Raw genomic sequence first — 14140 nt, 5'->3', positions numbered from 1 at the left:
GCACGAAAAGGCTGTATGTACAGGTTGCTATGCTTCTTCGTGCATTCGCCTTAACTATACAGATCTAGCTAGAAAGCTGTCCCCCTGTCACGTCAAGGAGTGCGCCGGTAATGAAGCTACTGTCTTGGGCGGCTAGAAAGACATAGGCGGGTGCCAATTCTTCCGGTTGGGCCGTTCGCCCAAGGGCGGGGTCAGTGTCAAATTCTTCAACCATCTTCTTGGGCATTGTGGCGGGAATGTTGGGGGTCCACACTGGGCCGGGAACGACGGAATTGACTCTAATTTTACGATCTGCAAGATTCAGCGCCAGCGCTTTGGTAAAGCTGTGGACGGCACCTTTGCTAGCGGCATAGTCCACCAAGAAGGGCTTACCGGTTTTACCGACGATGCTGCCGGTGTTGATAATCACATCGTCAGCTTCCAAATGTTTAATCGCAGCCTTCACCATATGGAAATAGCCAAAGACATTTGTTTCAATCGTGCGCCGAAACTGTTCGAGAGTGACGTCTTCAAACTTTTCCTGCACCATCTGGTAGGCGGCGTTGTTGACTAAAATATTGAGCTGCCCATAGTTCTGCACCGTTTGCTCGACCGCTTTTTTACAGGCATCGAAGTCGCGCACGTCTGCCTGAATTTTGAGGCACTGCTGACCGCGCTTCTCAACTTCACTACAGGTAACATCCGCATCCTGCTCATTCTCGTGGTAAATGATGGCGACGTTGGCTCCCTCTAGGGCATATGCGATCGCAACAGCTCTGCCAATCCCAGAATCGCCCCCGGTAATCAGCGCTACTTTGCCTTTTAGCTTGTCTGCAGGCTTGTAATTGGACAGATCGCTATCGGGCTGAAGCGCCATATCCGCTTGACTTGCCGGATATTCCAGCTGCTGTCCTGGAATCTGATCAGGCGTGGGGCGTCGCTCTTGGTCTGACATCGGAATCCTCAAAAATAAAAACAATGAAATAACGGGTGGATATTCTGCAGCCAAGAATCATAGCTGCACTATTGGCTCAATCGAAGGTCACCGTGGTGGGCATCGGCGGCTCTACGCAGTTACCCTGACGTCCCCGATAGAGCTCTGCGAGCTGATCTTCATGGCGCGCCAAGTTTCCACCGATCTGCTCCAATAGATCCGCCGTCCAAGGATCCGTCACCTGGGTGCTGAGGTTCAGAACGTCCACCCTGCCGGTCTGCAGATCGCCAAGTGCTCTTCGCATGAGCAGCACATCTTCGCTGGACTGAATCCAGTTGAGAAGTTTGGCATAGGCTTCTGTACCTGCCGCCTGCCAAGTCACGCGTTCTTCAAAATCTCTGAGACGCTGTTCCAATAACTCGACGTGGCGCTCCTTCGTGGCTGTGATTTCTCGCAGGACTAGGCTTAGATCAGCATCTGTTGCCTGTTCGTCATACTGCTTGAAAGAGGCCAGGGTGTAGCGCTCACCCACGATCACTTTGTTGAGCACGCTGATTATATCTTGGCGGCTAGCGCCGTTCCACAGTTCGCCCCAAGGCCACCACTCGTAGGTATGGTAGGCTTCTGGGTCCGGTAAAATCTTGCCGGGAATCGTTAACTCTAAGCGGCGCAGAATAGCGGCGGTGAACAGAGGCATATCCGCTGGGCGACGAGATGTAATCAAATTGCCGTCCACGACCACGGCCTGATCCACATAGGTTGCTCCGGCGTTTTCTATATCTTTACGAATGGCCTGAAATCCGGTGGCCCTTTTCTCTCGCAGCTGATCCGCTTCAATCAGGACTTGAGGGCCGTGGCAAACTGCGGCCACTAACTTCCCCTGTTCCATCATGTCCGTGACTAAGCGGACGGCATGGGGATTGGTGCGGATCTGATCCGGCGCGCCTCCACCCGGAATAATCACGGCATCAAAGTCCTCAGCCCGCACCTCTGTGGCTGTTGCGTGGGGCTTATGCTTAACTTGGCCCTGCTTGCCTTCATATTCATCATTCATGCGAGTCCCAATGACTTTCACGTCAGCGCTAGCCTGCAGCAGAGCCGTGTAGGGAACCTGGAACTCGCTATCTTCAAACTGATTCTCCAGCAGGATGGCAATGCGTCCCGTTGCTGCAACCACAGATAAGACTCCCTTTCTAAGCAACTCATTCTCAAATTAATGATTTGCCGTTACAGAACCGTCAATCTGCAGATTGATTATCAAGCGATCTCGGTCTGCCACAGGATAGAGGCGGACTAAATGTCGGAGACCTTCGCTGTAGCCTGCATCATCAGCTGTCCTTGCTGGACCTCTAGCTCCTGCAGCCGGAACGACATACCCTCTAGCTCAAAATTACGCAGGTCTAGTAGTTCTGTGGCGCTGTCAAGCAAAGCATCTACGACAGATTCTGGTCCTTCGGCCTGTACATCTTGCAAAATAATGCTGTGGCCGTTATCGCTCACTTGAGGGACAGCCTTGATGTTGACCTGCTGGGTCTCAACCGACTCAATAATCAAGAATTTTGCACTCAGCTCAACCTTGCCTGCACCTGGAAGTTTGAAGGTAATTTGGTTGGGGTCAATGGTGTGGGGCTTGCCGTCGATCTCTAGCTTGAGGCCCCGCAGCTTTTTGCGCATAAAGTCAGAGTTGAAGGCTCGCTCAATGTCGGATTCTGTCAGGGTGACTTCTGCCGTGGCGTTTGTTGGCTGCTTCAGCTCGATGTCGCCAAAGGCCGCTTTAAGCGGATTGATTGCGATCGCATCTGTCTCAACTACTAACGCTTCTGCGCGCAGATCCCCCTGCATGACCAGCCCTTCACCTTCAACGGTGACGGATTCTAATTCCCCCTGCACCAGATCTCCAGCATTGGCTTCGATATCGACATCGAGAGTTTCTACTGCGTCGAGCTGGCTCTCGAAACCGGCTTCAGCCGCTGTGCTGAGTGCTTGACTCTCGATGTTTTGGCTCGTTGTCATGATGCTTTTCCAAATAAAGAACTTACTAAACCTTTAGTGCCACTCGTTTGATTGGCTAGCTCCTGGAGACGCTGAATCCGAGCTTCCGTCGTCGGATGCGTGCGAAAGAGGGTTTGCAGCCCCTCTTTACTCAAGGGGTTAATGATCAGCAGCGGTGACATAGATGGATTGCCGTTGATAGGAATTTGCTGCCCTATAGTTTCTAGCTTCTGCAAAGCGCTCGCGAGGGCCAGCGGTCTGCCGGTAATCTGAGCGGCTCCTTCATCGGCGGAGAACTCGCGGGTGCGGGAAATGCCCAGCTGAATCAGCATCGCGGAGAGGGGAGCTAAAACTATTAGAAACAGAAGGGCCAGAGGATTGCCGCCCCGACGATTGTCGCGGCTGGCGGGCAAGTAAAGACCGCCGAAGGTCAGAATGCGACCCAGGAAGGTGATGGCTCCAGCAAGCGTTCCAGCAACCGCCTGGGTCAGGGTGTCTCGGTTGCGAATATGGGTCAATTCATGGGCAATGACGCCCTCTAGCTCTTGTGTAGACAGCAGGTCAATGATGCCTTGGGTGGCCGCAACGGCTGCATTCTCGGGGTTGCGGCCTGTCGCAAAGGCATTGGGTGACTTTGTCGGAATGATGTACAACTTCGGCATCGGTAAATCCGCGCGATCGCACAATTTGGCGACCATATCAAAATACCGAGGATTGTCTGAGCGCTCTAGCGGCTGAGCCTGAAAGGCGGCTAAAGCAGCCTTATCAGAGTAAAACCAGGATCCAATACTGGTCACGGCAGAAAAGGCTAGGCCAAGGTATAGCCCCTGTTCATTCCCGACTAAATAGTAGCTAGCGAGAACAATTAGACCGCTCAGAAGACCGAGCAAGCCTGCTGTTTTAATCTGATTAAGACGCAACATATGTCAGCTTATCGATACACTTTAAATCACACTGTCTCAAAGGTTGGTAGAGTGCCACCTCTATCTTCCGGCAGAGTTTTATCGACACTGAGGTCCATCACCTGCAGCGCCTGAGCTGCAGCACGTTTTTGCCGTGGCGATCTTTTGCGGGCCTGCTGTGACCGATCAATCTTGAACGCGATACAAAGAGCTTTGCAGGGAATACGTGCTTCAACCATTGCGGTAATCGACTCTCCAGAAATAACCTCCAGCACGGCTTCCGGTTTGGCATGAAAGGTGATGCGCTGCTGAGGTAAGACCACTCGCTCCCCGTCAATGGTCTTTGAGCCATCGGTAATCCGTAAAATCTGAATTCGTTTCGTCGGATTACTGTACTGACATAAAAGCATGGTCTTTTTGTAATGAGATGAGGTTTGGGTTGCGATCTCTTGGGATGCCTATGAACCGCAGTTCCTTTGTGGCTCTAATCCATTCATGCACTGCGACGTATCGCGAGAGAAGGATGGGTTAGGATATTCTCTCGGCTGAACTTGTGTTGGTTAGAGGCCCGCTGGCCTGACCAGCCATTTGATCGCTATAGCTTAATACTCCCTCAGGCTGAGGTTTCAGGAGTCTAGCTCCAGATAGACACAGGTTTTGTCTATAGATAGAGAACGGCGCTGTTGAGATCGCGCTTTTTATACAACTTGTACAGTTTATACAACGTAGATCGGAGTAGGTTTTATACAATGTAGGCTAGAACAATTGCCTGTCTAAAGTTGCTCTAAAAATAGAGAGTGCTCCCTATCTTTTAGAATGAACCTGAGTTCTGTGTTGCTGTGGTTATGAACGACTTGGGTCAAGCGCTTCTGAAGAAGACAGATACCGTTGTAGAAGCCTGGATTGCGGCTGTTCGCCAAGATCTTGAAATCGAGAGCGCTAGAGGTCTATCGTTTCAGTCCGTCCGCGACAGCATTCCCCATGTCTTGAAGGCGATCGCAACCCTGCTTACCTCTTCCCTGACCGATCAGCCACACACCCTTAAAGACAAAAGTATCAAGCATGGTCTGATTCGAGCACAGCAGGGCTACGACGTTGCTGAAGTGATGCGAGAGTATCAGCTCCTGCGCCAGATTCTGTTTGATACATTGTCTGATGATTTACAGTCAGGGTCAGCGGCAGAGCTATTTGAAGCTATGCAGATTATTAACGGCGTTTTCGATCAGGTGATTTCCGCCTCGATGGAGGAATACATCGATCAGCGCACCTATGAATATGAAGAGATTCAGGGACAGCTCCTGCTCACCAACCAAGAACTGACGCGCCTGAGTCTGGCTCAACGGGAAAATCTCTCTCACCTCAGCCATGAACTCAAAAATCCGCTGGCTGCCATTATGGGCTTTTCAGAACTTCTGCTTCAGCGGCAGCAGTCGGCAGCAGGGCAGGAGAAAGCAGGAGATTTGAAGCTGATCAAGCGTGTCCTGAGCAACAGCCAGCAGCTTCTGCGCCTGATCAATAATGCCGTAGAGGTGGCGCGATTTGATGCCGATCAGATTGAGCTTGACCTCAAAGAGGTAGGGTTGGTGCCCCTCGTCCAAGGCGTTGTGGATGCGGTACAGCCGCAGGCTTTAGAAAACATAGAGGTGATTCTAGATTGCGATCGCGCCCCACCTCAAGTCCAGTCTGACTCCCTACGACTGCAGCAGATTATCTCTAATTTATTTAGCAATGCCCTGCGCTATACAACGTCAGGGTCTGTGACCATTATTTGCCAAACCTGCGGTAGCGATCGCTGGTCACTGACTGTGATCGACACGGGGCGAGGCATCAGCCCTGCGGACCAAGCTCACGTTTTTGAACCCTATTATCAAGCAGGCGTTAAAGAAGAGCAGCTACCGCAAAGTACAGGGTTAGGACTTGCGATCGTTGCCAAGCTCGTGAGGTTACTGCAGGGTGACATTGAGCTGAACTCCGAAATAGGTGTCGGGTCTACCTTTACGGTTACGTTTCCACAGTCTGTCACCGCCGCCCATCGCAGTCAGTGAGTTTTTGTGCAAAACGCGCTCCTAACCCAAAGTCGGGCTAAGCCGCAGCAGCACCTGCTCAATATAGAAGCCCAGACGGGAGTTAAATATAATGCCGCTCGTATGTCATAGCACATTCAACGGGTGTTAGGACACTGCGATCGCAACGAGCGTTCAATTCATCGCTTGAGCAAGCTACCCTACATCTTTCATCTACCGAAAGGAAAAAATATGAGGGGGCAGTACGATCGGCCAGATCGTGAAGTGATTTCCCGTATCAAGCTAAAATTCGCTGTATTTGTTAGGGATCCCAGTCTTTTGAGTGAGTTGGATTTCACCTCTATCTATCTATGTGTGGAGGGTTTCTAGTTTCACCTCTGTTTTCATCAAGAGAGTTGACTCAACGCATAGACCCAATATCCCTTTACCTACGTTGCTCAGCTAATTATTGCCCTCATTCAACACAAAGGTATTGAAGGAGTCCATCAATGAACCACAACTTACGCGCAATACAACTCATCTGTGCTGCAACTTTAAGTACGGTTGTCCTATCGGCAAAGGCCGAAGTCGTTGAAGCCCAGGAAAATAATCCTGTGTCATCGTCTCAAGAATTTCAAGCGGAGCGCTTAAAGACGGATGAGAACGTCGTGATTCAAGAGAATAGCCAAATGTTCTTAAAGGCAGCGCTTGAGCGTGAATACACCTTTGATGCAGCGCAGTTTACCCGTCCTAAATTCGATGTTGCACAGGCCACTGAAACTGCCGTAGAGCAACCGTTTGTAGAGTTTGTTCTCACCGACGATATCGAGACGACTCAGCCTGTCGTAGAACAACCCCCTACAAAACCAGTCTCTGCCGAGCCAACGACAGAACTTCCTCAATTTGAAACCTCTGCAGCATTACTGGCTCCAGCAGAACCAACGAATCCAGCATTGATTGCCCAAGATATTCCCCCCGAAGAAGACGTTTTTCCAACCCCAGCAGAAGCCGTACCTGAAGAAGGAGAAATTGATCCGGGGCGCAGAACTCGTTCAGGACCGAGCTATGTTGGCATCGGTGGAAATTTTGGCACCGTAGGTGATTCGTCTGTAGGCGATTCAGGCCTAATTATCTATAGCAAGATTGGTCTAACGCGATTCTTTTCCGTTCGTCCAGCTATCGCAACGGACTTTGATGAAGATGCCACATTCCTGCTGCCGGCAACTTTAGATGTTGCGCCCATTCGAATTAACAACGACATCCGACTTGCACCTTATATTGGCGGTGGTGCTGCGCTCTCAACCCAAGGAGACTTTGGCCCGCTTGTGGTCGGCGGTGTTGATTTGCCCGTCACGTCTAACCTTACGGCAACGGCTGGCGTCAACTTTGCAATTCTTGATCCAGTCGATTTAGGTGTGTTCGTCGGTATCGGCTACAACTTTTCAGGATTCTAAGCCATGAGTAATGATGGTTTCTGGTTGCCCAACGACAAAGTGGCTTCAACTTCGCTTTCTCTGAAAGATGTTATGGGCTTTTTTGCCTGGGTGATATTGTCAGGAGCATCGTTCAAGCTTTTTGATATCTTTCCTAGCCTGTTAGCGAAGTTTTTCCTTTGGATGCAGGGGCGAGAATTCCCTCTCTAGAAAACCGCTGCAGCAGCTTATCTCCTCCTTAGGATAGAAGCTGCTGCAGCTCCTCCAGCTGGCCTTTCATTTGGGCATACCCAGCCTTAACTGCGGGGGTCGCTTGGTGAAAGTCAAAGATGCCAATTTGTTGTAGATCCACCTCGATTAAAATATCGGGCGGGTGGAGATCCATATTGCTGCGGGCCAGACCCTGCTCTATAACATTAATGGAATTACCAATCACATCAAAAATGTTCGGAGATGGATCATCAGACGGCATCCACTGATCGATTTTGTCCTGCACCGTCCCCTGAACTGTGCGGTAGGCCCGTTCAACGCTGGCAAACATTTCGGTCTGTCCCTGCCTCGGCTGATACTCTTCCTGGTCAGGTTTAGACTCTGAAATCACATCAGGATTTTGCTCCGCTTCTGAATGAGAGAGACTATTGTTCAAGTCCACCGCAATCACGACTTCTGCGCCCATATTCCTAACGACATCGATCGGGATGGGGTTAACGAGGCCACCGTCAACAAGGTAGCTCCCTTCTCGCTGTGCGGGTGTAAATATGCCAGGAATCGATAGACTGGCTCTGACGGCATCCACCATTGATCCACTATCGAGACAAACAGCTTGCCGCGTGGTTAAGTTCGTCGAGACACAACAAAATGGCGTGAGCGTGTCCTCCATTTGACGCTCTCGCAGATGCTCAGCCAGTAAGCTGTAGACCTTATCGCCATCCAGTAGGCCCTGCCTTGGAAAAACCACGTCTAGGAATGAAACAATCTTTTTCCAGTCGAGGGGATAGACAAATTCCTCTAGCGCATCTAATTCACCAATGGCGTAAAAAGCGCCCACCACTGCACCAATGCTGGTCCCAGCAACGTAATCGATCTTGATGTCTGCCTCTTCCAAGGCTCTCAGGACACCAATGTGTGCCCAACCTCTTGCGCCACCGCTGCCAAGGGCGAGGCCAACTGTCTGCGGCATATCGAGAATCCTTTGTGTTTTGCAAAATGCTTTCAGTCTCAGGTTGCCGAGCAGTAAAGTATCTCTAGCTTAAGCAGAAACGCAAAATATAAGGAGCCTCACAGCTACATTTTGTGAGCAAAATCTTATATGCCTGAAGCTCTATGCCTTACCCACAACTCCTACATTCATGCAAAGACCGGGATCTAACCCTACCTTGAAAAAGGGAGGAGGGATCTCCCCTCAGAAATCACCTTGCAACTCACGATTTGAGAAAGCTCATCACTAGGCAATGAGCCAGATCCCTCCCAGCCCCCCCTTGAAAAAGGGGGGAGAATATAAGCCAGAACTAGATTTCACGATGTATGGGTAAGGCATATACCTGAAGCTAGATGCTCGGTCCTTCGTCGTTGTCCTAGACTTTGCAGTAGTGGATGCTAACTATTTTTACTTCTATCTACTGCCGCACTTTATCCATAGAACAATGACACAAGCGACTCAGCCGGTTGCCAATCGAATTGCGATCGCATTTGACTTCGATGAAACACTGGTTCCCGACAGTTTCGATGGCTTGCTGAATTATCTCGGCTATGACGTTGCCCAGTTTCGTGAAGAGCGATACGAACCTCTCAAGCACCAAGGCTGGGACGGGATCGCTGCCAGATTTCACCTCTTGGCTGAAGCTTCGCAACAGCGACCTGCGGGTCAAAAGATTACCAAAGAAACGCTGACTCAGTTTGGTCAACAGCATCAACCCTTCCCGGGCGTCACTGAGATGTTTGAGCAACTGACGCAACAGGCCCAAGCGATTGTGCCAGATATCGAGGTCGAATTTTACTTGATTACCAGCGGTTTTGTAGAAGTCGCTCGGAACAGCGCCATCGCCCCTTATTTCAAAGCCATGTGGGGCTGCGAATTTCACTACACACCTGCGGGGGAAATTCAGTGTCTCAAGCGATCCGTGACTCACTCAGAGAAAACGCGCTACCTAAACTATCTGTCGAAGGGCATGGACAACCACTCTCAAGATGATCTCCTGTTTGTCTATCAAGACGTTCCTGAAGAGCAGCTTCATGTGCCTTTCAGCCAAGTCATCTATGTCGGTGATGGAACCTCTGATCTCCCCTGTTTTGAACTGCTGAAACAAGCAGGTGGAATTGCCCTCGGCGTCTATGAACAGGGAACGGCAGCCGATTGGAATCAAGAATATCAGGTGAGTCAGAGTCAGCGCGTCATCAATCTAGCACCGGCTGACTATAGTGAAGGAGCTGAACTGATGCAGTCTCTCACCCTTGCGGTCGAGAGCATTAGCAAAAAGGTCGCACTGCTACAGCTGAGTCAGGGTGAATAGATTCTTCTTCGTAGAGCCGTTAGAATCTCTACCCATTGACGAAAATAATGACCCAAAAATCAGACCAGAGATAGATCTTGTGGCGTCTAGCTCTCTATCTCAATCAGGATGTCCTGCATCACTGATGGCGTTTAGTATGTTGATATAATTATTTTAAAAACGAATCCGCCAATTTTGAGACAAAGAGGTCCACACCCATGAAATTCCTTCTGCAAACGACACAGACCGCTAGCGCCGCTGCCTTGGCCGTTAGCGTTGCACTGTTTTCTTTCGGGGAGATGGCCCATGCCCAAGGTACGGCTGCCCCTGCACAGGATCCTGCGGCTGAGCAGGAACTGAATCAAGCTGGTGATAACTTTGACCAGGCTGGCGACCAGATTCAGAAGGGGCTGAGCAACACCGGAGAAGCAGTAGAAGAGGGTGCTGAAAACACTGTACAAGAAGCAGGAGAGGCTGTTGACGCCACCGGAGAAGCGGTAGAGAATGCTGCCGAGAATACGACAGAAGCTGCAGGCGAAGCCATCGATGCGACCGGAGAAGCGATTGAGCAGACGGGTGAAGAAATTGAAGGCGCAGCTCAAGAGACTGGAGAGGCGATAGAGGGGGCTGCTCAAGAAGCAGAGCAGGAAGCCGTTCAGGCTGCGAACGCCGTTGAGGACAGTGCCAACTGGGGATGGCTAGGACTGCTAGGACTGCTGGGGCTACTGGGACTACGAGGTGGCAAGAAGGAAAAAGTGGTTGAGTACCGCGCTTCAACGGATTACGTGCCAGACTCTACAGGAACAACGCCCGTCAATCATCAGGAGCCTGTGCGAACAACAACGCTCCCTTCAGACACTGACTACAAGCGCTAAAGCAATTCGTCTGAGCAGAAAAGATCGTTCTCCCTTCGTTCTATGTACAGAGCGGAGGGAAATTAATCTGTACAGTTGCTATGATGATGTCTGATGAAGGATGGATAAAACCCCCGTCTCGTGGGCGGAAAGCTGAGCGTGGTGTTCCAACTCTGATCGCCGCTTCTCCATCATGGCGATGAGCTTTGCTTCAATGTAGGTTTCAATAATCACCGGATGAATGTAGTACTTCCGGCAAGTTGCTGGTCGGTTGCCGAGCTGCTTCGCCACAGCCTTGACCGTCTCTCTGACGTGTTTTTGTGCCTGCCGATCATCTTCAAAATCGCTGATCTTGATCAGCTCAGCCGCCGTTAGAACAGTCCCAGCCCAAGTGCGAAAGTCCTTGGCTGTGAAGTCTGAACCCGTGATCTGCTGCAGATATACATTCACGTCACCCGAATCAACGGTCTGACGCTGCTTATTCTCATCGAAATACTGAAACAGTTCATAGCCTGGAATCTCTTGGCACTGCTGCACGATTTTGGCAAGGCGCGGATCTTCGAGGGTGATCGCATGTTCTACGCCGCTCTTGCCGCGAAACTCAAAGGTCACCTGACCCTCTTCAATCTCGACGTGACGATCGCGCAGCGTCGTCAGCCCAAAGGATCGGTTGCGGCGGGCATACTGATCGTTCCCAACCCGAATCAGCGTTTTGCCCAATAGCTGCACGACGGTGGCTAGCACCTTCTCACGGGGAAGGCCCTTCAGCTTGAGATGTTGAGTGGTGTGCTGACGGAGGGTCGGCAACACCAGCCCAAAGGGCAGGAGGCGATCAAACTTGGCCCGACTGCGGAGCCGTCGCCACTCAGGGTGATAGCGATATTGTTTACGGCCCTTTGCATCTCGCCCGGTGGCCTGCAGATGTCCCTGGGGATGAGGGCAAATCCACACTTCTGTCCAGGCGGGGGGAATGGCAAGAGCTTGGATGCGATCGCGTTCGGGCGACGGCGGAATTCTGTTTCCGTCTAGGTCAATGTAGCTAAACCCTCGGCCAACCTTTTGGCGCTGAATGCCGGGGCGATCGTTACTGACATAGCGCAGACCGGCAGCTCTGGCTGATTGAACGGGGTCAGCAAGGAGATTTGACATTGATCGATGACTTTTGCTTTAAATGATACAGAGATAGCTAAACTGGCTCAGCGGTCACGACAACTTCAGTGGGGGACGGCTTCGATTCATAGAACTGGCAGGCCGTTTGCCCCAGCCCGAAGAGCAGGGTGGCGTTCACCGCTGCGCCAGAGATTGCCCCCACCACAGGGAATACCTCTACAAAGCTGGCTCCTGTTTTGAGAACGCCGCTCCCCAACATCGAAAGACCAAAGATGGCTAAAATTTCGCCCCGACGGGTTGAGTCAGAGAGCGGAAAGCCGTAAGCCGCTGCAATTCGGTACACCATCTCTGCCTGCAGCTTTGTCATGGCAGCCAGATCAACGGCAAACAGGGCGAGGGCCAAAGGTGGAGCCAAGTTCGTGAGCAATCCGACAGTCCCTGCCTGCAGCGCTGACTGCTGGATTAGCCGTTCCGCGATTTGGCGGCGGGAATCGCTGGGATGCTGGCGTTGCAGATCGGCCACCTCGGCTTCAATTTGGACCGTATCTGCCTGCCCTAGAAAAGTCAGGAGCTTACTGGCTCCAGGGAGTCGAGCTAACCACTTCAATAGCGGATTTTGAGCCACTGCATCCACGCTCTGACCGACTTCTTGAGTGGCCCCTTCGAAGAGCTGTCCCATGTTTCGGCTGAGTTCCGTGGCCATCGCTTCGAGCTGCTGATAGGTTTCTTGAGCCATTTGTGGAGGAGATTGAGTCATGGGTGATGCCTGGATTAAAGCTATACAAAGGTGGCTAGAACAGTGGTGAATGCTTCCGTTCGGGTTTCATAGAAAACTTATGTTGCTCTGCATTAATTTCCTCAAGTGACAGGGCCAAGACGTCAGTGCAGCGCCGTAATATTTACCCCAACGTCGATTTATATATTGACGCTAAGTTTGAAAATAAGCGGGCTAATATTCTATTCAAAGATCTATGCTTACAAAGCATGCCAGGAATTTGTGCTTGCAGCCCTCTATCTGAAGTTAGATCCTGCCTCTAGCCTAGTCCGTGCCAGTCTTTGCTGGGCCAAGTAAAGAGAAAAGTCGTTCCTTGTTCGGGGGGAGATTCTACCCAAATCTCGCCTCCCTCGGCTTCGACCAGCTTTTTCACAATGGCGAGTCCAATGCCGGTACTTTCAATCTTGTCTCTGGCCTGCAGCGTTTGGAACATGCCGAAAATACGCTCTTGGTATTCAGGGGCAATCCCAGGGCCGTTATCGGTAACGCTGAAGGTTTGCTGGTGTGGTTGGCAACTGATGACTACTTTGCCGTCGGTGCGATCGCAATACTTAATCGCATTACTAATCAGGTTAGAAAAGACGCGCTGCAGCGGTAGCTGATGGGTCTGCAGCACCGGTAGATGCGGTTCAATGACCACTTCAAATCCAGGCGGTGGTGCTAAAGCCTTCGCGATTTCTTGTACCAGGTATACAACATTGACGGTCTCGATCTTGTGTGTCATTCGACCGGCACGAGAGTAGTCCAAGAGACCGTCAATCAGCCCCTCTAAGCGGTGGACTCGGCTACGCATTAGCTGTAGCTGTTCTTGGTTTTCTGCTGGTAAGGTGCCAGTCAAGTCTTCTTCTAGCCATGCTGATAGGTTGGCAATGGCCCGCAGCGGTGCTTTAAGGTCGTGGGAGGCGATGTAGGCAAATTGATCGAGTTCTTGGTTTTTGCGTTCTAGCATTGCGGTGGTCTGCAATAGGGAGGCATTCAGCACCAGGAGCTGCTCGGCTCGGTTTTCTAGCTCGGCTTCGGCCTGCTTGCGATCTCGAATATCTTCAATCACGCAAATGAAGTAGAGACGGTCTGCTCGGTCATGGACGGCTGAGACAGTCACGAAGGTCCATACTTCCTCCTGATCGGCATTGATATAGCGTTTATCAAAAGAGCAGCTAGAGATTTCCCCATCAACCATCTGCTGCAGATACATTAAATCCGCCTCTAAATCATCGGGATGCGTGACTTCCTGAAAAGTAAGCTGCATCAAATGCTCCCGAGAATAGCCCAGCATGTCACAGAGCTTTTGATTCACTCGGACCCAATGTCCTTGGGGGTCAACATGGGCAATCCCCGTCGCCGCCTGCTCAAAGGTGACTCGAAAACGCTCTCGAACGCGCTGTGTCTGCTGTTGTGCTACTTCAGCATGGGCCTGGGCCTCCTGAGCCTCAGCCAGCAGAGCATCCTGTCGTTGCGTCCATGCTTCTAATGCCTCTGTGCGTTCAGCTACCTGCGTTCCTAGGGTTGCCTTTAAGCCTTCCAGCTGATGTTCTGCCGCTTCACGCCGACTGACCTCGACAACAAGCGCTTGATTGAGCGCCTTAACCTGAGCTGCGCTGGGTAGCCCGAATACTCTGGCGAGAAGCTGCTGCAGAGTCCGCCACATACTGAATTATCCTGAACAACG

Annotated in this window: 14 protein-coding genes; 5 read left to right on the top strand and 9 right to left on the bottom strand. The window is 51.3% G+C overall.

All coding sequences use genetic code 11. The features are described from left to right. Positions 1-64: 64 nt before the first annotated feature. The 5 genes from C1752_RS22460 to C1752_RS22440 form a co-directional block, all read right to left on the bottom strand. Positions 65-934: a glucose 1-dehydrogenase gene (locus C1752_RS22460; protein WP_110988297.1), complete on the bottom strand. Its 870-nt coding sequence runs from the start codon at positions 932-934 to the stop codon at positions 65-67. A gap of 76 nt (positions 935-1010) precedes the next feature. After that, positions 1011-2090: a type 1 glutamine amidotransferase domain-containing protein gene (locus C1752_RS22455; RefSeq protein WP_110988296.1), complete on the bottom strand. Its 1080-nt coding sequence runs from the start codon at positions 2088-2090 to the stop codon at positions 1011-1013. Positions 2091-2206: 116 nt separating this feature from the next. After that, positions 2207-2926 carry an LmeA family phospholipid-binding protein gene (locus tag C1752_RS22450; protein ID WP_110988295.1) on the bottom strand — a complete coding sequence of 240 codons (720 nt, stop codon included), beginning with the start codon at positions 2924-2926 and terminating at the stop codon, positions 2207-2209. Next, the gene (locus tag C1752_RS22445; RefSeq protein ID WP_110988294.1) at positions 2923-3828 is read right to left on the bottom strand and encodes a M48 family metalloprotease; all 906 of its coding nucleotides are present in this window, start codon (positions 3826-3828) and stop codon (positions 2923-2925) included. Before C1752_RS22445 ends, C1752_RS22450 begins: the two co-directional genes overlap by 4 nt. Before the next feature lie 26 nt (positions 3829-3854). Continuing rightward, complete coding sequence (locus tag C1752_RS22440; protein WP_110988293.1) at positions 3855-4217, bottom strand: DUF1830 domain-containing protein; 363 nt, start codon at positions 4215-4217, stop codon at positions 3855-3857. A 435-nt stretch (positions 4218-4652) separates the two neighbouring features. On the opposite strand from C1752_RS22440, the gene C1752_RS22435 reads away from it, so the two are divergent. The 3 genes from C1752_RS22435 to C1752_RS28565 all read left to right on the top strand — a co-directional run bounded on the left by C1752_RS22435 (position 4653) and on the right by C1752_RS28565 (position 7453). Continuing rightward, the gene (locus tag C1752_RS22435; protein ID WP_110988292.1) at positions 4653-5852 is read left to right on the top strand and encodes a sensor histidine kinase; all 1200 of its coding nucleotides are present in this window, start codon (positions 4653-4655) and stop codon (positions 5850-5852) included. A 467-nt stretch (positions 5853-6319) separates the two neighbouring features. Next, positions 6320-7264, top strand: coding sequence for a hypothetical protein (locus tag C1752_RS22430; RefSeq protein WP_110988291.1), 945 nt, complete (start codon positions 6320-6322; stop codon positions 7262-7264). A 3-nt stretch (positions 7265-7267) separates the two neighbouring features. Beyond that, positions 7268-7453: a hypothetical protein gene (locus C1752_RS28565; RefSeq protein WP_110988290.1), complete on the top strand. Its 186-nt coding sequence runs from the start codon at positions 7268-7270 to the stop codon at positions 7451-7453. 28 nt (positions 7454-7481) lie between these two features. Here C1752_RS28565 and C1752_RS22420 read toward each other — a convergent pair whose 3' ends face one another. Then, on the bottom strand, positions 7482-8423 hold the full coding sequence (locus C1752_RS22420) for a patatin-like phospholipase family protein (RefSeq protein ID WP_110988289.1): 942 nt from the start codon (positions 8421-8423) through the stop codon (positions 7482-7484). Positions 8424-8886: 463 nt separating this feature from the next. Between C1752_RS22420 and C1752_RS22415 the strand changes: the two genes are divergently transcribed. Both C1752_RS22415 and C1752_RS22410 read left to right on the top strand, forming a co-directional pair. Then, positions 8887-9753, top strand: a complete 867-nt coding sequence (locus C1752_RS22415; RefSeq protein WP_110988288.1) for an HAD family hydrolase — start codon at positions 8887-8889, stop codon at positions 9751-9753. Between the two features lie 197 nt (positions 9754-9950). Continuing rightward, positions 9951-10607, top strand: coding sequence for a hypothetical protein (locus tag C1752_RS22410; RefSeq protein WP_110988287.1), 657 nt, complete (start codon positions 9951-9953; stop codon positions 10605-10607). 78 nt (positions 10608-10685) lie between these two features. Here the strand turns inward: C1752_RS22410 and C1752_RS22405 are convergent, their stop codons facing one another. The 3 genes from C1752_RS22405 to C1752_RS22395 all read right to left on the bottom strand — a co-directional run bounded on the left by C1752_RS22405 (position 10686) and on the right by C1752_RS22395 (position 14119). Continuing rightward, positions 10686-11735: a DNA topoisomerase IB gene (locus C1752_RS22405; RefSeq protein ID WP_110988286.1), complete on the bottom strand. Its 1050-nt coding sequence runs from the start codon at positions 11733-11735 to the stop codon at positions 10686-10688. A 37-nt stretch (positions 11736-11772) separates the two neighbouring features. Next, positions 11773-12453, bottom strand: a complete 681-nt coding sequence (locus tag C1752_RS22400) for an EcsC family protein (RefSeq protein ID WP_110988285.1) — start codon at positions 12451-12453, stop codon at positions 11773-11775. A gap of 277 nt (positions 12454-12730) precedes the next feature. Next, positions 12731-14119, bottom strand: coding sequence for a sensor histidine kinase (locus C1752_RS22395; protein WP_110988284.1), 1389 nt, complete (start codon positions 14117-14119; stop codon positions 12731-12733). Positions 14120-14140 lie beyond the last annotated feature (21 nt).

The sequence above is a fragment of the Acaryochloris thomasi RCC1774 genome, from assembly GCF_003231495.1.
GTDB lineage: Bacteria > Cyanobacteriota > Cyanobacteriia > Thermosynechococcales > Thermosynechococcaceae > RCC1774.
This window is presented reverse-complemented; position numbering and strand designations above follow the sequence as displayed.